At 69.2% G+C, this 26,699-nt stretch carries 28 protein-coding genes and 1 tRNA gene; 16 read left to right on the top strand and 13 right to left on the bottom strand.

The genetic code is table 11. The annotated features are described in order from the left end of the window. Positions 1 to 10: 10 nt before the first annotated feature. Entirely contained in the window at positions 11 to 1,501 is a 1,491-nt protein-coding gene (locus Hrr1229_RS10305) for an MATE family efflux transporter (protein ID WP_123112977.1), read from the bottom strand. Positions 1,502 to 1,661: 160 nt separating this feature from the next. On the opposite strand from Hrr1229_RS10305, the gene thiE reads away from it, so the two are divergent. Beyond that, entirely contained in the window at positions 1,662 to 2,294 is a 633-nt protein-coding gene (gene thiE / locus Hrr1229_RS10300) for a thiamine phosphate synthase (RefSeq protein ID WP_123112978.1), read from the top strand. Between the two features lie 58 nt (positions 2,295 to 2,352). Here thiE and Hrr1229_RS10295 read toward each other — a convergent pair whose 3' ends face one another. Further along, on the bottom strand, positions 2,353 to 3,204 hold the full coding sequence (locus Hrr1229_RS10295) for an SDR family oxidoreductase (protein WP_123112979.1): 852 nt from the start codon (positions 3,202 to 3,204) through the stop codon (positions 2,353 to 2,355). A gap of 435 nt (positions 3,205 to 3,639) precedes the next feature. After that, entirely contained in the window at positions 3,640 to 4,425 is a 786-nt protein-coding gene (locus Hrr1229_RS10290; RefSeq protein WP_123112980.1) for an SDR family oxidoreductase, read from the bottom strand. 90 nt (positions 4,426 to 4,515) lie between these two features. Here Hrr1229_RS10290 and crtI point away from each other — a divergent pair, with 90 nt between their 5' ends. From crtI to Hrr1229_RS10255, 7 genes are all read left to right on the top strand, one after another. Then, on the top strand, positions 4,516 to 6,015 hold the full coding sequence (gene crtI / locus Hrr1229_RS10285) for a phytoene desaturase family protein (RefSeq protein ID WP_123112981.1): 1,500 nt from the start codon (positions 4,516 to 4,518) through the stop codon (positions 6,013 to 6,015). After that, positions 6,012 to 6,911 (top strand): prenyltransferase, encoded by a 900-nt coding sequence (locus tag Hrr1229_RS10280; protein WP_123112982.1) that lies wholly within the window; start codon positions 6,012 to 6,014, stop codon positions 6,909 to 6,911. The genes crtI and Hrr1229_RS10280 overlap by 4 nt, the downstream gene beginning before the upstream one ends. Before the next feature lie 137 nt (positions 6,912 to 7,048). Next, on the top strand, positions 7,049 to 7,840 hold the full coding sequence (cruF, locus tag Hrr1229_RS10275; RefSeq protein ID WP_123114866.1) for a bisanhydrobacterioruberin hydratase: 792 nt from the start codon (positions 7,049 to 7,051) through the stop codon (positions 7,838 to 7,840). A gap of 129 nt (positions 7,841 to 7,969) precedes the next feature. Next, entirely contained in the window at positions 7,970 to 8,527 is a 558-nt protein-coding gene (locus Hrr1229_RS10270) for a diadenylate cyclase (RefSeq protein WP_123112983.1), read from the top strand. A gap of 217 nt (positions 8,528 to 8,744) precedes the next feature. Further along, positions 8,745 to 9,002 carry a hypothetical protein gene (locus Hrr1229_RS10265; RefSeq protein ID WP_148041749.1) on the top strand — a complete coding sequence of 86 codons (258 nt, stop codon included), beginning with the start codon at positions 8,745 to 8,747 and terminating at the stop codon, positions 9,000 to 9,002. A gap of 129 nt (positions 9,003 to 9,131) precedes the next feature. After that, entirely contained in the window at positions 9,132 to 9,368 is a 237-nt protein-coding gene (locus tag Hrr1229_RS10260; RefSeq protein WP_123112985.1) for a hypothetical protein, read from the top strand. A 704-nt stretch (positions 9,369 to 10,072) separates the two neighbouring features. Then, complete coding sequence (locus Hrr1229_RS10255) at positions 10,073 to 10,498, top strand: universal stress protein (protein ID WP_123112986.1); 426 nt, start codon at positions 10,073 to 10,075, stop codon at positions 10,496 to 10,498. A 30-nt stretch (positions 10,499 to 10,528) separates the two neighbouring features. Here Hrr1229_RS10255 and Hrr1229_RS10250 read toward each other — a convergent pair whose 3' ends face one another. Further along, positions 10,529 to 11,932, bottom strand: a complete 1,404-nt coding sequence (locus tag Hrr1229_RS10250; RefSeq protein ID WP_123112987.1) for an NAD(P)/FAD-dependent oxidoreductase — start codon at positions 11,930 to 11,932, stop codon at positions 10,529 to 10,531. A 311-nt stretch (positions 11,933 to 12,243) separates the two neighbouring features. Between Hrr1229_RS10250 and Hrr1229_RS10245 the strand changes: the two genes are divergently transcribed. The 3 genes from Hrr1229_RS10245 (at position 12,244) to Hrr1229_RS10235 (ending at position 15,622) form a co-directional block, all read left to right on the top strand. Next, positions 12,244 to 13,011 carry an MBL fold metallo-hydrolase gene (locus Hrr1229_RS10245; RefSeq protein ID WP_123114867.1) on the top strand — a complete coding sequence of 256 codons (768 nt, stop codon included), beginning with the start codon at positions 12,244 to 12,246 and terminating at the stop codon, positions 13,009 to 13,011. A gap of 123 nt (positions 13,012 to 13,134) precedes the next feature. Further along, positions 13,135 to 14,139: a GTP 3',8-cyclase MoaA gene (gene moaA, locus Hrr1229_RS10240; RefSeq protein WP_123112988.1), complete on the top strand. Its 1,005-nt coding sequence runs from the start codon at positions 13,135 to 13,137 to the stop codon at positions 14,137 to 14,139. Positions 14,140 to 14,320: 181 nt separating this feature from the next. Then, positions 14,321 to 15,622: an RNA-guided endonuclease TnpB family protein gene (locus Hrr1229_RS10235; RefSeq protein ID WP_123112989.1), complete on the top strand. Its 1,302-nt coding sequence runs from the start codon at positions 14,321 to 14,323 to the stop codon at positions 15,620 to 15,622. Here the strand turns inward: Hrr1229_RS10235 and Hrr1229_RS10230 are convergent. The 4 genes from Hrr1229_RS10230 to Hrr1229_RS10215 all read right to left on the bottom strand — a co-directional run bounded on the left by Hrr1229_RS10230 (position 15,605) and on the right by Hrr1229_RS10215 (position 20,133). Then, positions 15,605 to 17,503 carry a prolyl oligopeptidase family serine peptidase gene (locus tag Hrr1229_RS10230; RefSeq protein ID WP_123112990.1) on the bottom strand — a complete coding sequence of 633 codons (1,899 nt, stop codon included), beginning with the start codon at positions 17,501 to 17,503 and terminating at the stop codon, positions 15,605 to 15,607. The genes Hrr1229_RS10235 and Hrr1229_RS10230 overlap by 18 nt on opposite strands. A gap of 112 nt (positions 17,504 to 17,615) precedes the next feature. Further along, positions 17,616 to 18,530 (bottom strand): substrate-binding domain-containing protein, encoded by a 915-nt coding sequence (locus Hrr1229_RS10225; protein WP_123112991.1) that lies wholly within the window; start codon positions 18,528 to 18,530, stop codon positions 17,616 to 17,618. Positions 18,531 to 18,875: 345 nt separating this feature from the next. Continuing rightward, positions 18,876 to 19,943 carry a DNA cytosine methyltransferase gene (locus Hrr1229_RS10220; RefSeq protein WP_158606061.1) on the bottom strand — a complete coding sequence of 356 codons (1,068 nt, stop codon included), beginning with the start codon at positions 19,941 to 19,943 and terminating at the stop codon, positions 18,876 to 18,878. Between the two features lies 1 nt (position 19,944). Further along, positions 19,945 to 20,133 (bottom strand): hypothetical protein, encoded by a 189-nt coding sequence (locus Hrr1229_RS10215; protein WP_123112993.1) that lies wholly within the window; start codon positions 20,131 to 20,133, stop codon positions 19,945 to 19,947. A 148-nt stretch (positions 20,134 to 20,281) separates the two neighbouring features. On the opposite strand from Hrr1229_RS10215, the gene Hrr1229_RS10210 reads away from it, so the two are divergent. From Hrr1229_RS10210 to Hrr1229_RS10200, 3 genes are read left to right on the top strand one after another with little or no spacing between them, the layout of a single operon-like run. Beyond that, on the top strand, positions 20,282 to 20,578 hold the full coding sequence (locus Hrr1229_RS10210; RefSeq protein ID WP_148041750.1) for a winged helix-turn-helix domain-containing protein: 297 nt from the start codon (positions 20,282 to 20,284) through the stop codon (positions 20,576 to 20,578). Continuing rightward, positions 20,571 to 21,557, top strand: coding sequence for a hypothetical protein (locus tag Hrr1229_RS10205; protein ID WP_176329393.1), 987 nt, complete (start codon positions 20,571 to 20,573; stop codon positions 21,555 to 21,557). Before Hrr1229_RS10210 ends, Hrr1229_RS10205 begins: the two co-directional genes overlap by 8 nt. Continuing rightward, entirely contained in the window at positions 21,554 to 22,075 is a 522-nt protein-coding gene (locus tag Hrr1229_RS10200; protein WP_123112997.1) for a hypothetical protein, read from the top strand. The genes Hrr1229_RS10205 and Hrr1229_RS10200 overlap by 4 nt, the downstream gene beginning before the upstream one ends. A gap of 123 nt (positions 22,076 to 22,198) precedes the next feature. Here Hrr1229_RS10200 and Hrr1229_RS10195 read toward each other — a convergent pair. Then, positions 22,199 to 22,273 (bottom strand) — tRNA-Arg (locus Hrr1229_RS10195). Positions 22,274 to 22,375: 102 nt separating this feature from the next. Here Hrr1229_RS10195 and Hrr1229_RS10190 point away from each other — a divergent pair. Both Hrr1229_RS10190 and Hrr1229_RS10185 read left to right on the top strand, forming a co-directional pair. Then, entirely contained in the window at positions 22,376 to 22,978 is a 603-nt protein-coding gene (locus Hrr1229_RS10190) for an AAA family ATPase (RefSeq protein ID WP_123112998.1), read from the top strand. Next, positions 22,975 to 23,427 carry an RNA-binding domain-containing protein gene (locus Hrr1229_RS10185; protein ID WP_123112999.1) on the top strand — a complete coding sequence of 151 codons (453 nt, stop codon included), beginning with the start codon at positions 22,975 to 22,977 and terminating at the stop codon, positions 23,425 to 23,427. The genes Hrr1229_RS10190 and Hrr1229_RS10185 overlap by 4 nt, the downstream gene beginning before the upstream one ends. Before the next feature lie 32 nt (positions 23,428 to 23,459). On the opposite strand, the gene Hrr1229_RS10180 is transcribed toward Hrr1229_RS10185, so the two are convergent. From Hrr1229_RS10180 to Hrr1229_RS10165, 4 genes are all read right to left on the bottom strand, one after another. Beyond that, entirely contained in the window at positions 23,460 to 24,047 is a 588-nt protein-coding gene (locus Hrr1229_RS10180; protein WP_123113000.1) for a transporter, read from the bottom strand. 102 nt (positions 24,048 to 24,149) lie between these two features. Continuing rightward, positions 24,150 to 24,743 carry a GNAT family protein gene (locus Hrr1229_RS10175; protein WP_123113001.1) on the bottom strand — a complete coding sequence of 198 codons (594 nt, stop codon included), beginning with the start codon at positions 24,741 to 24,743 and terminating at the stop codon, positions 24,150 to 24,152. Between the two features lie 171 nt (positions 24,744 to 24,914). Then, on the bottom strand, positions 24,915 to 25,835 hold the full coding sequence (locus tag Hrr1229_RS10170; protein ID WP_123113002.1) for an EamA family transporter: 921 nt from the start codon (positions 25,833 to 25,835) through the stop codon (positions 24,915 to 24,917). A gap of 78 nt (positions 25,836 to 25,913) precedes the next feature. Continuing rightward, positions 25,914 to 26,585: an ArsR family transcriptional regulator gene (locus Hrr1229_RS10165; protein ID WP_123113003.1), complete on the bottom strand. Its 672-nt coding sequence runs from the start codon at positions 26,583 to 26,585 to the stop codon at positions 25,914 to 25,916. Positions 26,586 to 26,699 lie beyond the last annotated feature (114 nt).

Below are 26,699 nucleotides of genomic sequence, written 5' to 3'. Positions count from 1 at the left end.
GCGGCGCCTTTTAATCGGTCGACCGCTCTTCGTCGACCGACGCGTCGCCGTCCGCCGCGTCCGGCCGGTACTGCCGGCTGACGGCCTGCCACCGGTTCGACCGGAACCGCGCGAGGTTCAGCCCGGTCGGCACCAGCTTCTCGACTATCACCGCCGCGTACAGCCCGCCGACGCCCAGCGGCGTCACCAGCCCGAGCAGCGCGACGGGGATCGCGACGACGTACGACCCGATCATCGACGCCGCGAACGGCCACCGGGTGTCGCCGGCGCCGCGCAGCGACCCCGTCACCGAGCCGCCGATGCCGAGCGGTATCGCGGAGACGGCGGCGACGACGACGAACGTCGCGGTCGCCGCCACGGCCGCCGGGTCGTCGACGAACACGCCCGCGATCGGGTCGGCGGCGAGGAGGACGACCGCCGACGCGAGCACGTAGACGACCGCCGACAGCCGGATCACGTCGCGGGCGTACTCGGTCGCGAGCGACTCCTCCCCCGCGCCGAGCCGCTGGCCGACGAGCGTGCTCGCGGCGATGGAGAAGCCCCAGCTGAAGCTTCCGAGGAGCGCACGGACGCGCCGGCCCACTTCGAGGGCCGCGACGGTCGCGTCGCCGAACGAGGAGGCGACCCACAGCAGGGGGAAGACGGCGACCCCCTCGGCCACTCGGCGCCCGATAAGGGGGGCGGAGACCCGGACGAGCTGTCGGACGAGCCCGGCGTCGATCCACGGCCCGGCGCGCCGGATCGGGACTGGCGAGGCGCCGCGGCCGAAGTACGACCGACCGGTCATTCCCCACGAGAGCGCGACCCCGACGGCGGCGATGGAGAGGGCGGTGCCGAGCCCCGCGCCGAGCACGCCGAGGCCGACGCCGAGCACGAGCCAGACGGTGAGCGCGACGTTGAGGAGCGCGCCCCCGGCCCGGACCACCATCGGCGTGAACGTGTCGCCGACGCCGGCGTACGTGCGGCTCGCGATCATGTTGAAGAACTCGAAGGCGAGCGCCGGCGCGGTGACGGCGAGGTACACCGTCCCGGCCCGGAGCGCGGTCCCCTCGCCGCCGACGAGCGCGATCAGCGGCTCGGCGAACGCGACGAAGCCGACGACGATGGGGACGACGAGCGCCAGCGCGACGACGAGCGACCCCTTGACGACGAGCGCGGCGCGGTCGCCCTCGCCGCCGCCGTAGTTCTGCGAGACGAGCGACACCGTCCCGCCCGCGAGCCCGATGGAGACGAACTTCGCGAGCTGCCAGTAGGCGAACGCGAAGGCCATCCCGGCGACCGAGGGCGCCCCGAGCGCGATGCCGACGACCGCCAGGTCCACCGTGTTCTTCGACATAATCGCGAACCCGGTGACGACCCGGGGCCACGCCAGGTCGAGGGTTTCGCCGAGCCGACCGCGGTCGATGACGCCGGCGCGGTCGAGCCCGTCCGCCGTCGCCGAGCCGACCCGGGAGAGGGCGCCCCGGAGCCGAGCGGCCGCCGCCCGGAGTCGTGATCGCATCGCCGTCGGTACGACCCGGGAGGGCTTGGGTCTGTTCACCCCGGCAGACCGCCCCGCTCGCGCGGCCGGGCGAGCGGCGATCGAAAGGGACTCCGAGCGACCCGCCCCCCCGACCCGCCGAACGGTACTTTTTCACATCTACCACCAAATCATACAACAGATGAATCCCACGGAGTGGCGGACGTATCTCGTGACGCAGGCGAGCCGGTCGGCGGGTCGCGACACCGAGACTGTCGTCGAGGCGGCGATCGCGGGCGGCGTCGACGCCGTGCAGCTCCGCGAGAAGGACGTGCCCGACGACGAGCGGTACGAGATCGGGCGACGGCTGCGGGAGCTCACGGCCGACGCCGGCGTCCCCCTGATCGTCAACGACCGGGTCGACATCGCCGCCGCGGTCGGCGCCGACGGCGTCCACCTCGGGCAGTCCGACCTGCCGATCGGGGTCGCGCGCGAGCAGCTCGGGGAGGCGGCGGTCGTCGGGCGCTCCGCCTCCACGGTCGAGCAGGCGCGGGCCGCCGAGGAGGCGGGCGCGGACTACCTCGGCGTCGGCGCGGTGTACGGGACGGAGTCGAAGGCGGTGCCCGACGCGAAGGACGGGATCGGGACCGAGCGCGTTCGGGAGCTCGCCGAGGCCGTCGAGATTCCGGTGATCGGGATCGGCGGGATCACCGCCGACAACGCGGCGCCGGTCGTCGAGGCGGGCGCGACCGGCGTGGCGGCGCTCTCGGCGATCGCGGCCGCGGACGACCCGGGAACGACGACCGCGGCGCTGCGGGAGGCGGTCACGGAGTGACGGCCGGTCGGGGCTGGACCCGGCGGACGCCGGCGCTCACGGCGCGCCCCCGACCCGGTCACGCTTCGCGTTCGAACTCAGGATCGAACAACCGCGCCGACATCGGTGCCGGGTCGCCGTCGGTGAGGTTGTAGTCGGAGAAGTCGGTGACCCCCGCCTCGCGGAGGAGCGCCTCGTCGTAGAAGCTGTGGCCCGTGCACTCCGCGGGGTCGCGCGCGAGAATCTCGAGCACCGCGTCGGAGACGATCTCCGGGGTGCGCCAGTCGTCCTCGGTCCCGAGCCCGAAGTAGCGGGTCGCGCGGGTGTCGACCGTCGTCACCGGCCAGAACGTGTTACAGCCGACGCCGTCGCTCGCCAGCTCCTCGGCCAGCGAGAGCGTAATAAACGACATCCCGAGCTTCGACCACGCGTACGGCGCCTTCCCCGGCGAGCGGTCGGTCGTGACCGGCGGCGAGTTCGACAGGAGCCACGCCCCGTCGAGCCCCGCGAGGTGGTCGGCGAACGCGTGCGCGACGAGGTGGGTCCCCCGGACGTTCACGTCGGTCAACAGATCGAACCGATCGGCCGGCAGGTCGGCGACGTTCGCCAGCTGGATCGCGCTCGCGTTGTTGATGACGACGTCGACCTCGCCGAAGTGATCGATCGCTTCCTCGACGACAGCCTCGACGCGGTCCTCGTCGCGGAGGTCGAGTTCGAGCGCGAGCGCCTCGGCCCCGCGGTCGCGCACCTCGCGGGCCGTCTGCTCGATCGACCCCGCCAGCTCGGAGTCGTCGTCGTCGGTCGTCTTGCCCGTCGAGACGACGTTACAGCCGCGGTCGGCGAGCGCGAGCGCGAGCTGCTTGCCGATGCCGCGGGTCGTGCCGGTGATGAACGCCGTCGAGCCCGAGAGGTCGGGGTCCGCGAGTGTCATACCCCCCGTTCGGCCGACCGAGGGATAATTCTCGGTGGTCGATCCGCGAAAGCGACGATATGATATTTAAATATTCGAGGGCATCAACGACGATCGCTTATAAATGAACGATGCGGTCGGCGCGTGCCGACGAGCGGCCGAAGGCCGCGAGTCGCCCGCGCGAGGGACGCCGCGAGCGACGTGGGCGACCGAAGGGAGCCCCAAGCGAGCGGCGAGGCTGGGGAGGTGTGAGGTGCGGTCGCGACGCGACCGGGGGGGACTCAAAGGGGCAGTCGCGAGGACGGCGCAGGCGACGTAAGCACTGGAGGGAATGAGCGACGCGAGCGGCCGAAGCGCGCAGCGAGCGTGCGCCGTCCTCGCGACTGGGGCTTTGGAGGTGGTCACCACCGATCCGCCAGCAACCGTTTATAAACGAGCGACTGGGGCTTTGGATGCTTATCGCGTCGCTTTCTTCCATTCGCGCAGCCCCAGTCGCTCGCCGTTCAGGTCCTCGGCGGGCGCCTCGGTGGCCGCCCAGACGAACAGCGGGGCGACGCTCTCGGGGTCGCGGGCGCGCTCCTTCCCCGTGAGGTCGGTCGCGACGAGCCCGGGGTCGACGACGCCGACCGCCGCCTCGAGGTCGGCCGCGAACCCGCGCGCGACCGCCTCCGCCGCGGCCTTCGAGACCGCGTACGCGCCCATGCCGGCTTTCGACTCGTGGGCGACCGACCCGGAGGGGACGATCACCCGCGCGTCGTCCGCGAGGTGCGGGACCGCCTCGGCGATAGTCGCGAAGACGCCGCGGGCGTTGGTGCGCATCGTGTCGTCGTAGTCGGCGTAGCTGAGCTCGTCCGTCGGGCGCTCGCCGGGCGCCCCGTGGAAGACGGCGGCGTTCGCGAACACGACGTCGATCGGCCCGCCCTCCCGGGCGGCCCGCTGGAAGAAGCGTTCGAGGTCGAACTCGTCGCGGACGTCGACGCGTTCGCCCCACGCGGTCCCGGCGGCCGGTCCCGCCCCGTCGTCCCCGGCGGGAGCGTCGCCGTCCCCGGCGGGAGCGTCGCCGTCGGCGTCCTCGGGACCGTCCCCGTCGCCCGCCGCGCCGTTCAGCTCGGCGACGGTCCGGTCGACGGCGGCGCCGTCGCGGCCGGAGACGGCGACGAACGCCCCCTCGTCGACGAACGCCTCGGCGACCGCCCGCCCGATCCCGCTCGTTGCGCCGGTGATCGCGACCGTCGGATCCATGTGGGGATCGCTAGGGGCGACCGCGACTTAGGCGTACCCACTCGCCGCGTCTGGCCGGTATTTATACCCCTTCCGACCCTACGATCTACCATGGACGTGGCCCCGGACATCGACGCCGTGGCCGGCGAGTCCGTCGTCGTGATCGGCGGCGGATTCGGCGGTCTCTCGACAGCGTGTTACCTCGCGGACGCCGGCGCGGACGTGACCCTCTTAGAGAAGAACGAGCAGCTCGGCGGACGCGCGAGCCGGCTGGAGACCGACGGCTTCCGGTTCGACATGGGCCCCTCGTGGTACCTGATGCCGGACGTGTTCGAGCGGTTCTTCGGCCACTTCGGGCGGTCGCCCGACGAGTTCTACGAGCTGGAGCGGCTCGACCCCCACTACCGCGTGTTCTGGAAGGACGGCGACAAGGTCGACGTGCTCCCGGACCGCGAGGATAACAAACAGCTGTTCGAGGAGTACGAGCCCGGCGCGGGCGAGGCGTTCGAGGCCTATCTGGAGGAGTCGGAGCGGACGTACAACATCGGGATGGAGCACTTCGTCTACGAGGACCGCCCGCGACTGCGCGACTACGTGGACAAGGACGTGCTCCGGTACTCGTGGGGACTCTCGCTTCTGGGCAAGATGCAGGGGCACGTGGAGGACTACTTCGACCACCCGAAGCTCCAGCAGTTGATGCAGTACACCCTCGTCTTTCTCGGCGGCTCGCCGTACAACACGCCGGCGCTGTACAACCTGATGAGCCACGTGGACTACAACATGGGCGTCTACTACCCCGAGGGCGGGATCGGCGCCGTCGTCGACGGGATCGTCGAACTCGGCCGCGACCTCGGCGTGGAGTACGTCACCGACGCCGAGGTGACGGGGATCGAGGGGCGCCGCGGCGGGTTCGCGGTCGACACCGCCGACGGCGAGCGATACCTCTCGGATCTGGTCGTCTCCGACGCCGACTACGCGCACACCGAACAGGAGCTGCTCCCGCCGCGCAAGCGCCAGTACACGGAGGAGTACTGGGAGTCGCGGACGTACGCCCCCTCCGCGTTCCTGCTGTACCTCGGCGTCGAGGGCGGCGTGCCGAACCTCGAACACCACACGCTGGTGCTGCCGACGGCGTGGGACGGCCACTTCAAGCAGATCTTCGACGACCCCTCGTGGCCCGACGACCCCGCCTACTACCTCTGTGTCCCCTCCGAGACCGACGACACGGTGGCACCCGAGGGCCACAGCAACCTCTTCGCCTTGGTCCCCATCGCGGCCGGACTGGAGGACACCCCGGCGCTCCGCGAGGAGTACCGCGACCTCGTGTTAGACGACATCGCGGAGAACACCGGCACGGAGCTCCGCGACCGGATCGTCTTCGAGGAGACGTTCTGCGTCGACGACTTCGCCGACCGGTACAACAGCTACCGGGGGAGCGCGCTCGGCTTGGCGCACACGCTGCGGCAGACCTCCCTGCTCCGGCCGTCCCACGAGTCCGACGCGGTCGACGGCCTCTACTTCACGGGGTCGACGACGACGCCCGGCATCGGCGTCCCGATGTGTCTCATCAGCGGACAGATAACGGCCGAGGCGGTCTCGAAGACGGCGTGAGGAAAGCCGTGACCGACACAGCGACCGACTCCGGCCGGCGAGCGTTCGCCGACGACCTCCGGTACCTGCTGGTGCTGTCGCGGCCGCGCTTCTGGCTGTACCTCGCTGGGCCCGTCGCGGTCGGCGTCACGTACGGCATCGGCGACGTGAGCGGGCTGTTCACGCCGACGACCGTCGCGCTGGCGGCCTACTTCCTCGTGCCGGCGAACGTCTTCCTCTACGGCGTCAACGACGCGTTTGACGCCGACATCGACGAGCTGAACCCGAAGAAGGAGGAGCGCGAGGCGCGCTGGCGGGGGAGCCGGCTCGTCACGGTCGCGGTGCTCGGCTCCGCGCTCGCCGGGCTGGCCACCTTCGCGCTCACGCCGCGGGTCGCGTGGCCGTACCTCGCCGGCTTCCTCCTGCTGTCGGTGGGCTACAGCGCCCCGCCGGTGCGATTCAAGACGACGCCGTTCCTCGACTCCGTCTCGAACGGCCTCTACGTCCTCCCAGGCGCGGCCGCGTACGCGACCGTCGCGGGGGTCCATCCGCCGTTCGCGGCACTCGTGGGCGCGTGGCTGTGGACGATGGGGATGCACACGTTCTCCGCGATCCCCGACATCGAGCCGGACCGCGCGGCCGGGATCCGGACGACGGCGACGCTGCTCGGCGAGGGACGGACGTACGTCTACTGCTTCGCGTGCTGGGCCGCCGCCGCGGCCGCGTTCGCCGCGGTGGACCTCCGGCTCGGCGCGCTGCTCGGCGTCTACCCGGTCTTCGTCGCGTGGGTCGCCGCGTCGTCGGTGTCGGTCGACCGCGCGTACTGGTGGTTCCCGGCGCTGAACACCGCCGTCGGCACCCTGCTGGCGATGGGCGGGCTGTGGCGCGTCTACCCGATCACGGAGGTGCTCGCGTGAGCGACGAATCCGGATCGACGGAGTCGGCCGGGTCGGCGGGCCCCGCGGGCTCGGCCGAGGGGACCGCGGAGCCCGCGCCGTCCGGCGTCGACGCCCTCCGCGCGCGGCTCCCCGACACGCGCCGCGGGGCGGAGGCGCTGCTCGACCGGACCGTGCGCGAGAACCGGTTCACCATCGCCGTGCTGTTCCCGCTCGTCGGCGCGCTGGCGCTGGTCGGCAGCGCGGAGGGGTGGGTGCCGGAGCCGTTCGCCTTCCACCCGTGGTTCGTGCTGTTCGGCGTGCTGGTGATGCGGTCGCCGCTCGTCGTGGGGGCCCTCCCCGCGATCGACCGGCGCGCGCTCGGCTGGATCGGCGTCCTGATCGCGTACACCTACGCGATCGAGCTGCTCGGGGTCGCCACCGGGTGGCCGTACGGCTCCTTCGAGTACACCGTGGACCTCGGGCCGATGCTCGGCGGCGTGCCCGTCGCGCTCCCGGTCTTCTTCATCCCGCTCGTGGTCAACGCGTATCTCCTGTGTCTCCTCCTCCTGGGGTCGCGGGCGTCGAACGGCTGGCTCCGGCTGGCGACCGTGATCGCCGCGGTCGTCGCGATGGACGTGGTGCTCGACCCCGGCGCGGTCGCGCTCGGCTTCTGGAGCTTCGGCGGCGGGAGCTTCTACGGCGTCCCGCTCTCGAACTACGCCGGCTGGGTGGTCTCGGCGACCGTCGCGGTCGTCACGCTCGACCGGGCGTTCGCGGGGACGGCGCTGCGCGACCGGCTGCGCGACTGCGAGTTCATGCTCGACGACATGGTGAGCTTCGTGATCCTCTGGGGCGGGATCAATCTCTGGTACGGGAACCTCCTGCCGGCCGCCGTCGCCGCCGCGTTCGGCGTCGGACTCGTCCGGGCGGACCGGTTCGACGCGCGGCTGTTCACGCCGTGGGAGTGAGACGGCCGCGCTCCGCCCGCGGGAGACGAAGGCCCGACCGCGCCGACTCGACACCCCTTATATACGCCCGGCGCCTTTTCGAGGTATGAGCGTTCAGGCGAGTCGCGCGCGGCGTGGCGGGGAGGCGGAATGAGTCGGCTAGCGATCGAGTACGGCGCCCACGAGCGCGTCCGGGAGGTCGTCGACCGACTGACCTACTGCGCCGAGCACGTCAGCGTGGAGTTCGACGGCTGGGAGGAGCCCCACGTCAAGGGGCCGGGGCTGTACTTCGCGGTCGTCGCCGACCGCGACTACGGCGCGTACGCCGACCCGATGGGCGATAACCGCTGGCCGCGGGACGGCTGCGCCTCGGTGTTCGACGAGGACGCCTTTATAAGCGCCGCCGGGACGGTGAGCGTCCAGCAGGACGGCGGGATCGTCGTCGCGGTCGACGGCGAGATCGAGGAGCAGATGGTGCGGTTCCGAGACTTGGGCACCCGGAGCGACGAGGCCGACCTCGTCGACGACGTGAGCTACGAGCCCTGGATGGGGTCGCGACACATGAGCGCGATCGAGACCTCGGTCCGGCCGGAGATCGTGGCGACGGTGACCCTCAGCGAGGAGTCGGGCCGCGTGAGCGTCTTTCGGGACGGGGAGGCGACGTCGATGCGGCGCAACGAACTCGGCGGCGAGTGGCGCGCGGAGTAGATCTCGGACGCGGTGTCTGTCGCCATCCGCTTCGTTGGAGACGTTCTCGTCCGAAACGCCCGGTCGCTGAGCGATGCTTCCCGATCGGTGACGGGGATCGGTTTTCGCGGTTGGTTGGTTCCGTTGAAATTCTTAGAGACTGGTAGATGCTGGTTGCCGAATACAGAGGATGGGTTCATCACGGTGGGTCGGTTTCGTTCACGTCGAACGAGTCGAAGTGTCTGATAAGTTCGTCGTGAACGTGATCGTTGCACTCGTCGTGACAGTGGTCGCGTTCATGGCCATCCCCAACCTGATCCAGTCCGGCCAGATTCCGCCCGCGCCACTCGGACTGGAGTTCGCCTCCAGAGGGCTACCGGCGACGGTCGTGGGAGTCCCGACGACCTACGTCCTCGGAATCTTCCTGTTCGACCTCATGATCGTGTTCGGCAACGGCGGGGGGTCGTCCGGCGACGGAGACATCGCGGCCCACTAGTGAACGACCGACCAGACGGGCGACCAGCGACGCCCGCTCGGGGTCAGTAACTGCTTTCTCTCCATGGTGGGGCTCACCCTAGGCGGAAGACATTTAAGCCTGAAATCAGATTTTCACCACTGATTCACGATGGACATGAACAGTCCGCTGGAGATCGTCGGGAAGATCGTCATATTAGGTCTCTTCGCAGGTGGTTTCCTCTACTTTTCCTCGCTTACGGTTCGAGAGGCGATGAACCAGGTGGTGTCGCCGTTCCTCGACCTTGCCCTGCAACACCCGCTGTTCGCCGGGGTGTTCGGACTCAGTGTCGTGTTTTTGATCCTGTTCGGCGACAAGGGGGATGGTGGCGCCGGCGAGGGCGGGTGATAGTCCGGGTCGGACGATTCGCAACCTGCACGTATCGATCTGAGCTACTCGAATTCGTCAGTAGTCCCGTGACCGATATGCGCTCTGTATTCAACACGCCCCCGAGCACATATCACCGATCGAGGATTTCAGCAGAGCCGATTTTTTTATAAACGACCCGAGTGTTGCCGTCGACGATTTATAAGAAGCCGATTACTCTGCGGTGAATCCTTTCAAAAGCCCAGCCGCTTGGTTAGACTCGTCCGACCGGGGACCGACGGCGGACACCTCCAAAGTCCCGCCCCGCACTGCACAGCACCGCCGGAAGACGGTCCTGCTCGCTCACTACGTTCGCCTCGCAGGCTGCGACTTCCGTGCTCCCGCTCGCGTTGCTCGCGGGACCGCAGCCTCACGCCTCCCCAGCCTCGCGGCTCCCTTCGGTCGCCGCGTCCAGCGAGGGACCTTCGGTCCCTCTGGCAGTCGGGCGAAGCCCAACGACCTCACGCGGACTCCTCGCGGCCGCCGAGGGCGGCCGCTCAGAGGGGCGCACCGACCGCATCGCTCAGTTATGACCCAGCGTCGTCGCCGCTCGTCGTATTTAAATATCACATCGGCGGAACACTTCGATAGAGCCGGCCGGAGCCGTTTTCGATTCACCCGACCGCGTTTCCGTCTCCCTAGCCGGATGCCCCATCGTTAATGTGCCGCCCGACGAACCCCCGCGTATGTACGACGAGATTCTGGTGCCGACCGACGGGAGCGAGGCGGTCGACCGAGCGCTCGATCACGCCGTCCGACTGGCGAGCGACCACGACGCGACCGTTCACGCGCTGTACGTCGTCGACCAGCGGATCGCGACCGCGAACTCCGGCGACCTCCACGACGAGATCGTCGAGGACTTACAGACGCAGGGAGAGGAGGCGGTCGCCGCGGTCGCCGAGCGCGCGGAGGAGGCGGGCCTCGACGCGGAGACGAGCATCGTCCGGGGGACGCCGGACACGGAGATCGTCTCGTACGCCGACGAGCGCGGGATCGACGTGATCGTGATGAGCCCGGAGGGGAAGTCGCCGCGCGAGCGGATCCAGTCGCTCGGCAGCGTCTCCGACCGCGTCGCCGACGACGCGAGCGTCCCGGTGTTCCTGATCAAGTAGGCGGCCCCGCGTTTCGTCGGGGCGCGACCGCTACTCCGCGAGCGCCGCCGCCGCCTCCCGGAAGAGCCCGTCGAGGATCTCCGGCGTGGTGGGGTGGTACGCGCGGTCGGGCAGGTCCCGAACGTCCATCTCGGTCTCGACGATCACCTGCATCGTCTTCGCCATCACGTCGGCGTGGTAGTGGAGCCCCTGATACCCGAGGACCGTGCCGTCGGCGCCGACGACGAGCCGGGCGATCCCCTCCGGGACGTTCTTCGTTTTAAATACCCCGTCGTCCGCCGCCTCGCGGGTGACGACGTGGGGGTCGAGGCCGGCGGCCTCGGCCGACACCGCCGAGTGGCCGACGCGGGCGAACGGGAGCACCCCGAGCCCGGAAAAGACGACGTGGTGGTGGACGTTCTCGTAGTCGACGAGCGGGTCGCCGTCGCGGTGCCGGAGGAGGTTCTCGGCCGCCGTCGCCCCCTGTTCCTTGGCCACGTGGAGGATCGGCTCCTTGTCGTTGGCGTCGCCGACGACGAAGACGCGCTCGTCGCCGCGGGCCCGCATGGCGTCGTCGACCCATCCCGGTCCCGGGTCGAGCCGCGTCGCCTCGAGCCCGAGCCGGTCGAGCGCCGGGCGACGACCGGTGAACGCGAACAGTCGGTCGGCCTCGATCGCCGTCTCCTCGCCATCGTGGTCGACGTGGAGCCTGACACCGCCGGAGTCGGTCGGTTCGACGCGTCGCTCCGCCGCGTGCGTGAGCACGTCGACGTCGAACGCGTCCCGGTAGTAGTCGAGCAGCGCGTCGCCGAAGGGGGCGTCGGCCTCGTCGAGCGGCCGGGCGTCGTGTTCGATCACGGTGAGGTCCATCCCCGCCGCTTCGCTGAGGTACGGCACCAGCTCCATGCCGACGTAGCCGAACCCCACGACGACGCCGGACTCGCCGAACGCGGTCGCGTCGAGCACGTCCGCGCTCGTCGACACCGGCACGTCCTCGATCCCGGGGAGCGACGGGAGGTTGGCCGTCGAGCCGGTCGCGATCACGACGTAGTCCGGCTCTATCGTGCGGTCGCCGACCGCGATCCGGCGGTCGCCGGCGAACTGCGCGGTCTCGCGGAGGAACTCGACTCCCTCGCGCTCCGCGAGCTCCTCGACGGCCGCGCGGCGGTGGGCGGCGAAGCTCGACGTGTGCTCGTTCTTCCGCGCCACGACGGCCTCCAGGTCGACATCAGGGAGCGGCCCGGAGAGCCGGTCGTCGTGTCGCGCCGCAAACCGGTGTTCGGCCGCCGACAACACCTCCTTCGAGGGCATACAGCCGCGGAGGATACAGAGGCCCCCACCCGGGTCGCCGTCGTCGATCAGCGTCAGCTCGATATCCGGGTCGGCCGCGAGCCGCTCGGCGGCGGCGACGCCGGCGCTCCCGTACGCGCCGACGACCGCGACGTGCGTTGGCATACCCCGACCCTTTCGGTCGGGCCACATAACCGTTCCGCGGAGCGAGGCCGGCGGGGGATGCGGTCGGCCGCGGTCGGTCGCACTCGACACTGGTCGGCCGCAGTCGGTCGCACTCGACACTGGTCGGCCCCGGTCGGCTCCGCGTTGATCTGGGGTTGACGTCGCAACACCGTTAACCGTGCCTGTCACAGTCGGTTACCCACGATGTGGCGCGAAAACCGCCGACGCCGAACCGGAGTGAGACCGCCACGCGAACCCGGGACCGACGGAGCGACGCCGCGGTCCGGCGTCGATACGGGGGGTCGGCGCTGATGGAACTCACCGTCCTCGGCTCCGGCAGCGCGATGCCGGTGCCCGACCGCGCGCAGTCGGGGTACCTCCTCGACGACGGCGACCGCTCCCTCCTCGTCGACTGCGGCAGCGGCGTCCTCCAGCGGCTCGCCGCCACCGAGACCGGCTACGAGGGGGTCTCGACCGTCCTCCTGACGCATCATCACCTCGACCACGTCGCGGCCCTGCTCCCCCTGTTGAAGGCCCGGTGGCTCGCCGGGGCGGAACACCTCGAAGTGGTCGGCCCGGCGGGGACCAAGTCGCTCGTCGACGGGCTCCTCGACGTCCACGACTACCTCGACGGCCGGGTCGATCTGGCGGTCCGGGAGGTGTCGGCGGCGCGCCCGTTCGCGGCGGCCGGCTTCGACGTCGCCGCCCGCGAGACCCGCCACTCGATGGACGGGCTGGCGTACCGGTTCTCGCCGCCGGGTTCCGACGCGGATCCCGCCGAGGGCCCGCTCACGCTCTCCGGCGACACCGAGGCGTTCGCCGGGATGGCGTCGTTCGCCGACGGGAGCGGCGTCCTCGTCCACGACTGCTCGTTCCCGGACGGCACCGACGTGTCGAACCACCCGAACCCCACCGAGCTGGGCGCGTCGCTCGCGGGCGTCGACGTCGACACGCTCCTCCTGTCGCACCTCTACCCGCACACGGGCGGTCGGGAGCGAGAGATGGCCCGGAGCGTCCGCGAGGCGGGCTTCGAGGGCGACGTCGAGGTCGCGAGCGACGGGCTCCGCGTCGATCTCTGAGCCGACCTCGGCCCGGATCCGCCCCCGAGACTCCGTATTCCTGCCGGAGACGTAACCGTTTACGATTACCAGAACCCGTGATAGACCCAGATGTTTAAGCGATCATAGCCGCTCCGTTCGGACATGACCGAGCCGCTCGCGGACGACTTCGGACGGGAGGTGACGGGGGTCCGGGTCTCGCTCACCGACCGCTGTAACTTCGACTGCGTCTACTGTCACAACGAGGGGTTAGGCGACACGCGGGGGCCGATGGAGCCGAGCGAGGACGAGATGAGCGCCGACGACGTGGTCCGCTTCTTAGAGGTCGTTGAGGGGTACGGCGTCGACTCGGTGAAGTTCACCGGCGGCGAGCCGATGCTCCGGCAGGACCTCGAGGAGATCATCGAGCGCACGCCCGACTCGATGGAGGTGTCGATGACGACGAACGGGACGTTCCTCCCCGGGCGCGCCGAGGACCTGAAGGCGGCCGGACTCGACCGCGTGAACGTCTCGCAGGACGCGCTCGACCCCGACGACTTCGCCGAGGTGACGAAGTCCGGCGCCTACGAGAAGGTGCTGGAAGGCGTGCGAGCCGCCGTCGACGCCGGCCTCGACCCCGTGAAGCTCAACATGGTCGTGTTCACCCACACGGCGGGCTACGTCGAGGAGATGGTCGACCACGTCGCCGACAACGAGGGGCTCCAGCTCCAGCTCATCGAGTACATGCCGGAGCTCACCGGGAAGCCGGAGTGGAACATCGACATCGGGCGCGTCCACGACTGGCTCGCCGAGGAGGCCGACCGGGTCGAGCACCGCGAGATGCACGACCGGAAGCGCTACTTCGTCGGCGAGGACGCCGACGGCGAGGGCGGCGGGATGGTCGAGATCGTCGACCCCGTGGAGAACGAGGAGTTCTGTGCCAACTGCGGCCGCGTCCGCGTCACCCACGAGGGGTATTTAAAAGGGTGTCTCAACCGCAACGACGACCTCCGGTCGATGGGGGAGATGACCCGCGAGGAGATCGCCGAGACGTTCGAGGCGGTCGTCGCCAACCGCGTCCCCTACTACGGCGAGTACCTCGTCGAGAACGACGAGGGGGAGTACGAGATCAACGAGGAGTACCTCGGCGCGCCGAGCGTGGCGGACTGAGGTCGATCCGAGACCGCCAACCGATTTCTCGCCGGCTCACAGTGTAACAAGGAGGAAGCCCACGGCTTCAGCCGTGGGAGGAATCCGACACTCTCCGCAACAGACAACGAGCGATAGCAACCTGACTCCCCACCACCAGCCGTAGAATTTATAAATAAATAGATTAAAATGTGAAATACAGGTGGAGGATGTGATTCGCACCGTCAAAGTCAAGCTTGACGTACCCGACGAGCGGTGCGACGACCTCCATCAGACGAAAGATCAGTTCCTCCACTGTGCGAACACGACTGCGGAATGGGCGTGGAGATACCCGGACGAGCACTGCGTCACCTCGAAACAACAAGCCGAGAACGTGCTTTACGACCGACTTCGGGACGAAACAGCGCTGACAGCGAACCTCGTTCAGAAGGGGATTCGACGCGCTATCGAGGCCACGAAAAGCGGTGTCGCCCGACTCAAAAAAGACGACAACACCAGTCAACCGCACTTCGACGCGTGGAGTGTCGTTTACGACAAGCGCAGCGCGACGTTCCACCGCGACCACGTGTCCCTTTCCACGACAAACGGGCGCGTCGAGTGTCCGTACGTGATTCCCGATGACCCGGGAGAGACACCGATCGGCGAGTACCTGCTGAACGAGAACTTCGAGTTCCGGATGTCCACGCTTCAGTACGACCGCTCGACCGACTCATTCTACCTCCACGCGCGAATGCGCCGCAACACAGACGAACACGAGCAGTCCACGACTGCTTCTTCTGGCGCCGAGCACAGAACAGTCCTTGGCGTCGATCTGAACGTGGACGGCTCGCTCGCCGTGACTTCCACAGGCGCGTTTATTGGGAACGCTGACGAGATGAACCATCGACGCCGCGAGTTCGAGAAGACCCGCGGATCGATGCAACAGGCAGGGACACGGTCGGCGCACCTGTCGATACAGTCGGTGGACGACCGCGAACACCGATGGATGCGGGACGAACTCCATCGTGCCTCGAACCAGATTATCGACGATGCTCGCGACCACGAATGTACGCACGTCGCGTTCGAGAACCTGACCGATATCCGCGATCGGATGGCTGGTGCGAAGCGATTCCACGCGTGGGCGTTCCGACGCTTGTACGAGTACGTGGAGTACAAAGCCGAGATGCTCGATGTCGAGGTGGAGCAGGTGAGTCCGGCGTACACGAGCCAGCGGTGTTCGAAGTGCGGCTTTACACACGAAACGAATCGGCGGTCGAAACACCAGTTCATGTGTCAGAAATGCGAGTACGAACTGAACGCGGACTACAATGCGAGCAAGAACATTGCTCGGAAACTTCTCAAACGTCTCCGCTCGGGGCAGACGTCTTCGGGTGGAGGCGCACCCTGTCAGTGTGCGCTCAAGTCAGGGACGCTGAACCTGAACGGCGAATTTACCGCCTCCGTCAGTTCGACGGCAGAAGGCGAGTCCACTGACAAGCCCACGACTTCAGTCGTGGGTCACTGACTCCGGCGGCTCGTACGGCCGGCTGCTCCCGTCGTCGGGTCGCTTCCGGAGGTACTTCGCGAATAGGTCCGCGACCCGCGTGTACGCGTCGAGGACGTGCTCCAGCTCCCCGAAGCCGTGCGGCTCGCCCTCGTACCGGCGCAGCTCGTGGCGGACGTCGTGTCGCTCCAGCTCCTCGACGAGCTGCTCCGACTGACTGATCGGGACGCGAGCGTCCGCCTCGCCGTGGAGCACCATGAGCGGGTCGTCGATGTCGGGGACCGTCCGGATCGGGCTCGCGTCGCGGTAGGCGTCGAGGTCCCGCACGAAGTCGCCGAGCTCCCGCTTGAGGAGCTGCCACCCCACGTCGTCGGTGTCGTCGACGAACGACTCGTAGTCGTACACGCCGTAGAAGGCAGCGCCGGCGCGGAACCGGTCGCTGTTGCCGAGCGCGTTCACGGTCATCAACCCCCCGCCGGAGCCGCCGAAGATCCCGACGCGGTCGCCGTCGACGGCGTCGTACCGCGCCGCCGTCGCGTCCGCGGCCCGGACCACGTCGTCGAGGTCGCCGCCGCCCCAGTCGCCGTCGTTCGCCATGCGGAACGCCCGACCGAACCCGTCGGAGCCGCGGTAGTTCGGGCGGACGACCGCGTAGCCGAGCGCCGCGAAGTAGGCGGCCCGGTGGTCGAAGCCGAAGCCGTCGAAGGCGGTGGGGCCGCCGTGGGGTTTCACGAGGAGGGGAACCGATCCCCCCTCGGCGTCCGAATCGGGCGGATAGACCACCGCGTGGATTTCCGTCCCGGCCGAGTCGTACGTGAACGCCTCGGGCGCGGGGAGCCGCGCCGCCAGCCCCGCCGTCGCCGACGGCGTGAGCCGCTCCCCGCTCGCCGCGTCGACGACGGCCGGGGGCTCGGTCGGCGACTCCCGGACCGATATCACCCGGTCGCCGTCCCACCGCGGCGCGCCGTGGATCGCGTCGCCGGACGCGAGCACCGTCGCGTCGGCTGCCGACTCGGGATCCGCGCCCACGCCGGGCCCGGAGTCGGCGGCCGCGAGCGCGCCGCCGACATCGACGACGTGGACCCCGGTTCGACCGCCGCTCGTTGCCGTCACGGCGAGCCGGTCGCCCGCGTCGTTCCACTCGGGCGCCGCGACCTCCGTCTCCGGGACGCCGTACAGCGGGGCGATTTCGTTCCCCTCAGCGTCGACCCCGTACACCGCGTCGTACCCGCTCCCGTCGTGGACGAACGCGACCGCCTCGTCGTCGCCGGGTCGCGGGCGCGGGCAGGCCGCCCGGACGCCCGGCTCCGCGAACAGCTCCGTGACCTCCTCGTCGTCGAGGGGGACGCGGACGAGCGCGGCCTCGTAGTCGAACAGGTCGGCGTGTCGCGACCGGGTCGCGACGACGGTCTCGCCCTGCCAGTGCGGGTCGGCGTAGAGGAACTCGTCGTTCGCGATCGCCTCGACGCGGTCGCCGTCGGGGGAGACCACCGCGAGGCTCGCGCGAGAGAAGCCGTCAGTGACGACCGCGATGCCGGGGTGGCCCCACGCGAGGCCGGCGATACCGCCCTCCAGGTCGGTGAGCACCTCGACCGCGCCGGTGTCGACGTCGACGGTCGCCAGCTCGGCGTCGGCGGTGACGAAGGCGAGCCGGTCGCCGCCGGGGCTCCAGTCGAGCCACCGCGCGTCGGTGCGACCGTAGCGCATGGCGGACGCCCCGCGGCTCGTGAGCCGCGCGTCGCCGTCGTCGGTCGAGAGCCAGATGTCGGTGGTCAGCTCGCGGTTCTTCGCGTAGGCGATCCGGCCGTCCGGCCCGACCGCGGCCTGCACGACGCGGTCCGCGACGGCCGCGTCGGCGAGGAGGCCGTCGTAGTCGGTGTCCCTGAGGTCTCGTCGGTACACGCGTGTGGCTGTGAGGAGCGAGTACTTGGGCGTGTGGCTCGCGGAACCGTCGGCCGGAGACGCCTCCGATGGCCGGCGGACGACGGAGGAGAGGGAGAGCGGAGGGGAGGGGTCAGGAGTCGTCGGCGTCCGGCCAGCCGCTCGGTACGTACTGGTCGAACCGCGGCTCCGGCGACCGGGCGAGCGGTCGGAACGCGCGCTCGCCGGCCACGCGGAACTCCTCGATCCGAGCCTGTCCGGGGCCGGTGACGTAGCCGAGGAAGGCCATAGCCAGCGGATACGCCACGTCGTGCCGGGCGGGGTTGACCGGGATGGCGGCGTACTCGTTCCGGAGCAGCGGCGGCGGGTCCGCGATGCCGCGCGCGACGTGAGCCGTCAGCCCGCCCTCGCCGACGTTGAGGAACGTCCCGCGGTCGGTCAGGGTGTACGACCCGGACTGCGCGGCCATCGCCAGCGTGTTTCCCATCCCCTGTCCGGACTCGCGGTACCAGGAGCCCGCGGGGTCGATCCCCGCCTCGCTCCACAGCCGGCGCTCCCGGAGGTGGGTGCCGGAGCGGTCGCCCCGCGACAGGAACGACGCCTCGGCCGCGGCGATCGCCGCGACCGCCTCGACCGGGTCCGCGCCGGCGACGCCGGCCGGGTCCTCGGGAGGGCCGACCAGCAGGAAGTCGTTCACCATGACCGCGCGCCGGTTGACGCCGTGTCCCGCCCGGAGGAACTCGTCCTCCAGCGACCGAGCGTGGACGAGCACCGCGTCGCAGTCGCCGTTCCGGGCGGTCCTGAGCGCCCCGCCGGTGCCGCGGGCGACCGTGTCCACCGACGACCCGAACCTCTGTTCGAACCCCGGAACCAGCTCGTCGAGGAGCCCGCTGTCCCGGGTCGTCGTCGCCGTCGCGACGGTCAGCGTCTCCCCGCTCGTCTCGGCCTCGGGGCCGGGCTCCGCCGAGGTCGACGCGCCGCCGACACAGCCCGAAAGCGAGAGGGCTCCGCCGGCGCCGATGAGCTGCACGTATCGCCGTCGATCCATCAGGTAGAACAAACGCAAACAGTTACAAAACAGTTGTTAGATCCCGATATTGGTTACATTATGCCCAGAGCTGTCCCGCGGATGAGGCTGGCGCCCGTGTCGACATCGGCGTCTGTCGGGGCTGCGCCGACCGGTTCGGCCGGCGCCTGACGGGCCCGTGCGGACACGACTGAGACGGAACGCCCCTCGTCCGTGGCGCCATCCGCACGAAACCGGCCGCAGGAGGGCCCGCTGCGGCGTCGCGAGCGGGTAACGGATGACGGTTTCACACCCTGGGGGACGAGGGGTTCCGAGCGAGCGGTCGGACGCGAGCCGAGGAAGAAGACCGACCCGGTGGAGCCCCCGCTACGTCGCCGGCGCGATCTGCGCGGAGATCTCGCGCGCGACCGCCCGGCTCAGGAGCGGCGGCACGGCGTTCCCGGTCATCTGCCGTTGTTTCGCTATCGGGCCTTTAAACAGGTAGTCGTCCGGGAACGACTGGAGGCGCGCTCGCTCGCGAACGCTGAGCCCCCTGTCGTCCGACGGATGTGCGAAGTGGTACGTCGGCCGCGGTCCGGCCAGGAGCGTCGGGGCGGGCTCCCCGTCCGCGAGTCGTCGCTTCTGCGACCAGCTGTCGTACGGGATCTTCTCCCCGGGAGCGGCCTTTTCGATCCGCTCGACGACGGTGTCGCCGTGGTTCGGTGCGCGGTGATTCGTCAGTTCGGGGCCGTTGCGCCGCATCTCCCGCTGGTACTCCCCGTCCGGGTCAGACGCGTAGGCGGTCTTCTGTTCTCCCGGGTCCAGCGACGGCAGGTCGCCGAACGCGTCGCGGACCGTGCGCGGGGGCCGCCGGTCGGCGGACAGCGTCTGTTGCTCGGTCGAGTTCCGGAACGTCGCCTCGGGGAACGCCACCTTCTCGCCGGCTTTGTGCCCGATGAAGAACGCGCGCTTCCTGTTCTGCGGAACCCCGTAATCGGCCGCGTTGAGCACCGACCAGCCGGTGCGGTAGCCGATCTTGTCGAACTGAGAGAGGATATACTCCAACACCTTCCCGTCCTCCATCGTCGTGATACGGGGGACGTTCTCCATGACGAACCAGTCCGGCTCCATCTCGTACACCGACTTGATGAAGTTGGTGACGAGGAAGTTGCGCTCGTCCGCGGGGTCGGTCTTCGCGCCCGCCAGGCTGAATCCCTGACACGGCGGGCCGCCGATGACGCCGTCGACGTCGCCCGGGTCGTACCCCAGCCGGTCCAACACGCCGGTCCCCGTGACCTCACTCAGGTCGGCCTCGACGAACTCCGCGTCGTGGTTGTGTTCGAAGGTCGCGGCGAACGCGCCCTCGAAGTCCACGCCCCCCACGACGTCGTACCCCGCCTGATCGAACCCCGCAGAGAGCCCGCCGGCACCGCAGAACAGGTCGACGACGTCCATCCTACTCCCCATCTCGGTCGTGCTGTTGGCCCCGGTGAATGTTCAACCCCCGCTTCGTTTCGAACTCCCGGTCGCAGTCCGAACAGACGAACGAGTCCTCGCCGTCCGAGTCGTCGGAACCGTTCGAGCCGTCGTCCTCGGAGAACGGATAGCTCGAAACGACATCGTTAGAATCGCGTTTCTCGGCCATCTTACAGAGAGGTTGTGTTCCCGGGTATATTAGCTTTTGTGAGGTAACTCGTGTGTATTCAGTTAGTATTTTGTAGGTGATATATAGGTAACTCGTGTGTAAACCGTAACTACTTCTTATCCATCTCGTGTTCATTTATTCCGACACGATGCCCGGAGAGGCCGAAGATAATGGGCTATCCGACGAGGAGCTCGACCTGTACGGCTACGTGTCAAGCAGCAAGCGGCGGGTGTCCGTCGTCACCGCGCTGAAGGACAACCCCATGACGCCGAAACAGGTCGCCGAGAGCGCCGACATCCGGTTGAACCACGTGAGTAACGTGCTGTCCGAGCTGTCGGACGAGGCCCTCGTTACGTGTATCAACCCGCACCGGAAGCGCGGGAGGGTTTACAGGCTCACGGAAGTGGGAGACAGGGTTTCGAAGAAAGTGATACAAAATGAGTGAGTACACGATCGTTCACGACGCGATTCAGGAAGCGGACTGGTTTCAGAACCTGTCGGAGCGGCTCTCCGACGCAGACATCTCACGGCTGGACGACGACTCGCCGGAGCCCGTCTTAGAGATCGCCAGCTACGATCGGCCCGACATCATCCTGCTCCGAGACGGAGCGCCCGTTCTCGTGGTCGAAAAGACGGGGCACGTTCCCACGGGGAAGAATCCGTTACAGCGAGTCGCGAGGCTGGTGAAGGCCGCCGAACTCGGGGTTCCCGGCGTCTTCTTCGTTCCGTACGCCGCGAAGAAGCACGGCGAGAACGCCAGTAAGACGAATCTGAACCACCGAGCGATCCAGGCGCTTCGACGGATCGAGGAGATCAACGAGACGCCGATGCTGATCCCGCCCTGGCCGACGGACGACGACTACGAGCTCGTTCACGACGGCTCCGAGGACGAGCTGATCGCCCGGTTCGTGGACGAGTTCCTGCGGGCGGACTGCGATCCGGCCGTGCCGGCAGCGGAGGAGATCCGAGCGCAGTCGGAGGAGGGGGCAAAGCGGATCCTCTCGGAGTACGCGCCGTACGAAACCCCCCCGAACTCAGTCGCGATCCGGTCGACGGACTCCGCGGTGGCGCAGTATGACGGGCTGACGGGAGACGGGTCGTTCCGGACGGACCGCGGCGAGACGGTGGTGTGCGACTTCAAGTTCCAGACTCGGCGCACGGACCCGTACATCGGGTCGCAGTTCGCGTACGATTACCTCTACTGCCGAACGGGGCCGACGGTCCGGGACAGGGACCGCAACCTAGTCTTGCACATGCCGAAGATCGACCGGGAGACGTGGTTCGACTACCACCCGTACAAGCCGGGGAACAAGACGTCGCTGTGGTACGCCTGCGCCGACGCCCTCGTTTTGTCCGACGACACGCTGACCGATTTCGCGCAGTTCCGGCAGAGCGACCAGGGCCGGCTGGACGGGTATCGATGACCTCCGAGGAACAGGTGTACGTCCGGACCAAGCGGCTGTTCAGAGCCGACGACTGGAACCTCCTCGCGAGCGACCCGCCGCGCGGCACCGACGTCCCGCGATTGGAGATCAAGGAACCCGGCGGCGCGCAGAGCCTGACGAAAAACAAGAACGCGGTGATAAACGACCTGGTGTACTGCAAAGACGGCCGGCTGCTGCTCGTCGAGTGTAAGGACGACAGCGCGAAGACGTCGATGGACGTCGAAAAGCTGAACAGGATGATCGGGAACCGGGACTGGCGCGAGTCCCTGGTCACCGCCATGTCCGGCCGATCGCTGTTCGCCAGGGAGGGAGCGCCGTCCGCGAGCGCGGTCCGAGACGGGGACGCGCTCGTGCCCGTGCTGGCGTATCCGGGAGAACCCCGCTCCGGGCTCCCGCGGTTCGTGCAGATAACGTTCGCCCGGGGAGAGAGTCGCGTGCGGGTCGGTGACGAGGTCGCGCCGGCGGTCAGGGAGCGGTTGCGGGGGATCTCCTCCTGATCTCCGGATCGCTGGTGGCTCCGCATCCGGATCCACCGCCGAGATGAGGCGCCGTCGAAGACGGGGAACTCGGAGCGAGGAGGTGAGAGTACATCGCGCTCGTGAGTGACCGCAGGGAACGAACGGGCACGGTGGGATTCGAACCCACGACCATCGGATTAGAAGTCCGACGCTCTATCCTAGCTGAGCTACGTGCCCTCGCCTCGTCTTCTACCGCCCGATATAAAAAACGCCGACGGTTCGCGCCGGCGGACGGCGGCAACAGCAGACCTAAGTCCGGCACGGGACTACTCGGCGCTAATGAACGTCATCGGAACCGTCGGGCTCCCCGGGAGCGGGAAGGGGGAGGCGGCGAACGTGGCCGAGGCGGCCGACATCCCGGTCGTCGTGATGGGCGACGTGATCCGGGCGGAATGCCGCCGCCGCGGGCTCGACCCCGCCGAGCACCACGGCCGGATCGCGCAGGCGCTCCGCGAGGAGGAGGGCGACGACGCCATCGCGGCGCGGACCCTCCCGCTGATCCGCGAGGCCGCCGCCGAGAGCGACCGCGACGCCGTGCTCGTCGACGGCCTGCGCTCCACGGTCGAGCTGGAGCGCTTCCGCGAGGCGTTCGGCGACGACTTCACGCTCGTGGCGGTCCGGGCGCCCTTCGAGCTCCGCGCCGAGCGCCTCGACGCCCGCGGCCGCGACGACTCCGACTCCGACCTGGAGGCCCTCCGCGAGCGCGACGAGCGCGAGATCGACCTCGGCCTCGGCGACACCCTCGACCGCGCCGACGTCGAGATCGACAACACGGGGACGCTCGACGAGTTCCGGACCCGCGTCCGGGACGTGCTGGGCGTCGAGGCGGACGGAGAGGCGGAGTCGACGCCGGCCACGAACGCCGGAGGTGGCGGGGCGTGATCTACAGCATCGACGTGCGGATAGAGGTCCCGGTCCGCGACACGGAGGCCACCGATCGGGTCGACGACGCGGTGCGGAACGTGTTCCCGGACGCGGAGCCGGTCCACGAGGACGGCCGCCTCGTCGCCGAGGCGCACACCCTCGACGCCTTCTCGGATGTGCTCCACGAGCAGGAGATCCTCGACACCGCCCGCCGGGTGTTCCTGCGGAACAGCACCGACGAGGGGTTCGCGTTCTCGTTGAAAAAGCAGGCCGCGTTCGAGGGCGTCGTCAACTTCGCGGTGGGCGAGCCGGACGAGCTCGGCGAGATCGACGTCGACGTCCGGGTCCGCGAGCCCGACGTCGAGTCGTTCATCGACTACGTCGCGCCGGAGACCGACGACGGCCGGCCGGTCGACCCCGTCCGGGAGTACGGCGACCGGTTCGACCCCGACGAGGCCGACTACTGAACTCCGAAACGAACCGTCCTGGTATAGCTCTCTCAGTCGCTCAGCAGCGTCGCGCCCGCGCCGCCGACCGCGCCGAACAGCGCCGGGTACACCGCGCCGGCGAGGAGGACGGCCGTGACGAGGTCGGGCGCGACGCTCCCGTCGCCGACCGAGTACCGGAAGAGGAGGGCGCCGATCACGGCCAGCGGGAGGTATCCGACGAGGACGAACGCGCCGGCCTTCGCGCCGTCGGCCGGCTCCGTCGCGCCGGCGACCCGGCTCGCGACGAGCCCGGCGAGGACCAGCAGGACGGGCGGGACGACGAACAACAGCGTCAGCGACCCGCCGTCGGCCTGCGAGATGAGGTTCGTCGACTGCGACCCGCCGACCAGCGACGGGATCTGGGTGTCGACGAAGTGCCCGTTGTAGAACACCCACCCGATCGCCTGCCACGTCGGGATGGGGTCGCCGCCGAACAGGTCGGCGAAGAAGTTGAACCCCGCCAGCTGCTCCTCGACCGCCGACTGCTGGGTGACGTACGCGAACAGGTAGCCGAGGACGTACGCGACGGCGCCCGCGGCCGCGCCGCCGACGATTCCGCTCGTTGCGTTCGGGCCGTTCGTTCGATCGGGGGCTGACATGCACCCGGAGTCGTTTCGGCCGTGATAAGTGTCTGTTGGCTCGCGATGAGCGTCGAAAGAAATCGTTTCAGAGACAGAAAAGGCCGTTTAGCCCCGACCCCGTCAGCTCGTCGCCTCGCGCCACTCCGACTGCGAGATCGTGTAGCGCACCTCGTCGTGCACGCTCCCGTCGAGGAAGGTGAGCGTGTTCCGCAGGCGGCCCTCGCGGCGGCCGCCGAGACGGTCGACGTACTTCTCGATCGCCCGTCGCGAGTTGTCGTTGTCGGGGTGGTGGCTCACGGCGACGACCTCCAGGTCGAGGTCGTCGAAGGCGACCTCGACGAGGACCGCGGCGCGCTCGCCGGAGTACCCCTGGCCCCAGAACCGCTTCCGGAGCCACGTGCCGAGCTCGGCGGTCCGCCGGTCCCAGTCGACGGAGAACCCGCCGAAGCCGGCTATCTCGCCGGCGCCGTCCTCGCCCTCCCGCGGGCGGATGACGTAGCTCGCTGCCTCGCGGTCCTCCCACCGCTCGCGGCCGCGTTCGAGGAACTCCAGCGTCTCTTTCTTCGTCTCGTGGGGGTCCCACGTCACGTACTCGGTCACCTCGTCGATCCCGGGGTCCGACGAGCAGATCCGGTAGCACGCGTCGAGGTCGACGGTCTCCGGGCGGCGGGGCTCCAGTCGAAGGCGTTCCGTCTCGATCGTCTCGGGGAACATGGCGGCCCGTATCGGGGGATCGCCTAAAAGGATCGCCGGGCGTGGGGGTCGTTCACGTCCAACGACGAAACGGCGGCGACGGCGATGGCGACAACGGCCGCGACAGCGACGGCGACAACGGCTGCGACAGCGACGGCGACAACGGCCGCGACAGCGACGGCGACAACGACCTCACCCGGCGGTCCCGTACTCGCGGAGCGCCGATCGGATCGCCGCCCGCTTCACGAGGGCGAAGCCGAGGCAGATGATCAGGAAGCCGGCGACCGTGTTGAGAGTGATCCCCTCGCTCAGGAACATCCACCCGGCGAGCGCGGCGAAGATCGGGGCGACGTACGAGACGAGGTTGATCTCGATCGGGCCGAGCCGATCGAGCAGGTCGAAGTAGATGAGGAACCCGAGCCCGCTGGCGGCGATCGAGAGGTACGCCAGCGCCGCGATCCCCTCGGTCGTCCAGGCGACGTCGGCGACCGACTCGCCGAGTCCGGTCGAGACCACGTGCATCAGCAGCGCGCCGCCGATCATCGACCACGCCTCCATCGTCTCGATCGGGAGGTCGGCGTCGGACGCGCGGGTGAGCACCGACCCGAGCGCGAACGAGGCCGCCGCCAGCAACACGAGGAGCTTCGCGACCGTACCGCCGCCGGTCAGGTTCGCCGGGTCGGGCGCGGCCAGCACGACCGCGCCGACGAGCCCGACGAGGAGCCCGATCACGCCGACGACGGTCAGCCGCTCTGAAGGGAGGAAGGCGCGCGCGAAGACGGTCGTCAGCACCGGCGAGAGACTGACGATCACGGCCGCGACCGCGCTCGTCACGGCGGGGTCGGTCTCGCCGACGAAGAGGAACGCGTGGTAGGCGGCGATGATAAGCGTCGCGCCGACCGCGACGACGGCCCACTCGTCGCGCCCGCGGGGGATCGGGTCGTCGACCGCGTAGGCGGCGTACGCGAGCATGACGACCCCGGCGATGTCGTACCGAAGCGCGGCGAACAGCACCGGCGGGAAGTACGCCAGCCCGGCCTTGATCGCCATGAACGCGGACCCCCAGACAGCGGCGAGGACGAGGAACAACGCGAGGTCCCGTGCTCGGCTCACACGCGTCCTCCTCCGGGCGCGGTTCAAAAGGTTCCGGAAGCGGCCGGACGTGCTGGGAGAGCGCGGAATTCCGACGCGCTACCGGACTCGGTAGCTGTCCGCGTCGCCGTCGACCTCGCTGGCGAGGACGCCGACGTCGGCGAGGCGCCCGAGGGCGTCGGCGACGGTGTCCTCGCGGGCGCCGACCTCGTCGGCCACGGCCGCGGGCGTGCCGTCGGTCTCGATCACCGCGGCGAGGATCGCGGCGTAAAACCGGCTGTCGGCCTCGGTGCCGAGCCGCTCGTCGATCTCCGCGAGCGTGTCCTCGACCCGGCCCTGCACCCACCGCTGGGCCAGCGACAGCTCGCGATCGAGGTCTTGGAGGCGGGCGTACTCCCCTGCGAGGTCGGCGATGTCGTTCGACGTCCCCGAGCCGTCGGGCGCCTCGATGGTGAGGTGGGGACACCGCCCGGACATGTCGAGGCTGTTCTTGGCAGGGTAGGCGCTCTTCGCGCCGAACCCGTACGGGGAGACGCTCACCTCTAGCCTGAGGCTGCGGGTGATCCGGAAGTACTTCCGGCGCTGGTCGTCGGTCGTCGACTCGATCAGGCCGGCCTCCTCTAACTTCCGCAGGTGGTCGATGACCGCCTTCGGACTGACGTCGAGGTACTCCGAGATCTCCGTGACGTAACAGGGCTTGGTCGCGAGCAGCCGGAGGATGCGCCGCCGGTTCTCGTTCCCGAGGAGATCGAGCAGTACCGCGGAGTCCATTAACGTATAGTTAGCGTCACGAATATAAAAGGCTGACTTCCGGAGCGCGAGCCGGTCGGACGCGCTTCGGCCGTCGAAGGGAGGAATCGCGCGAGCGTCCGGAGCGAAGGGTAG

It is taken from the genome of Halorubrum sp. CBA1229 (genome assembly GCF_003721435.2).
Classification (GTDB): domain Archaea; phylum Halobacteriota; class Halobacteria; order Halobacteriales; family Haloferacaceae; genus Halorubrum.
The sequence above is the reverse complement of the archived record's forward strand: the minus strand, read 5'-3'. Positions and strand labels throughout refer to the sequence as shown.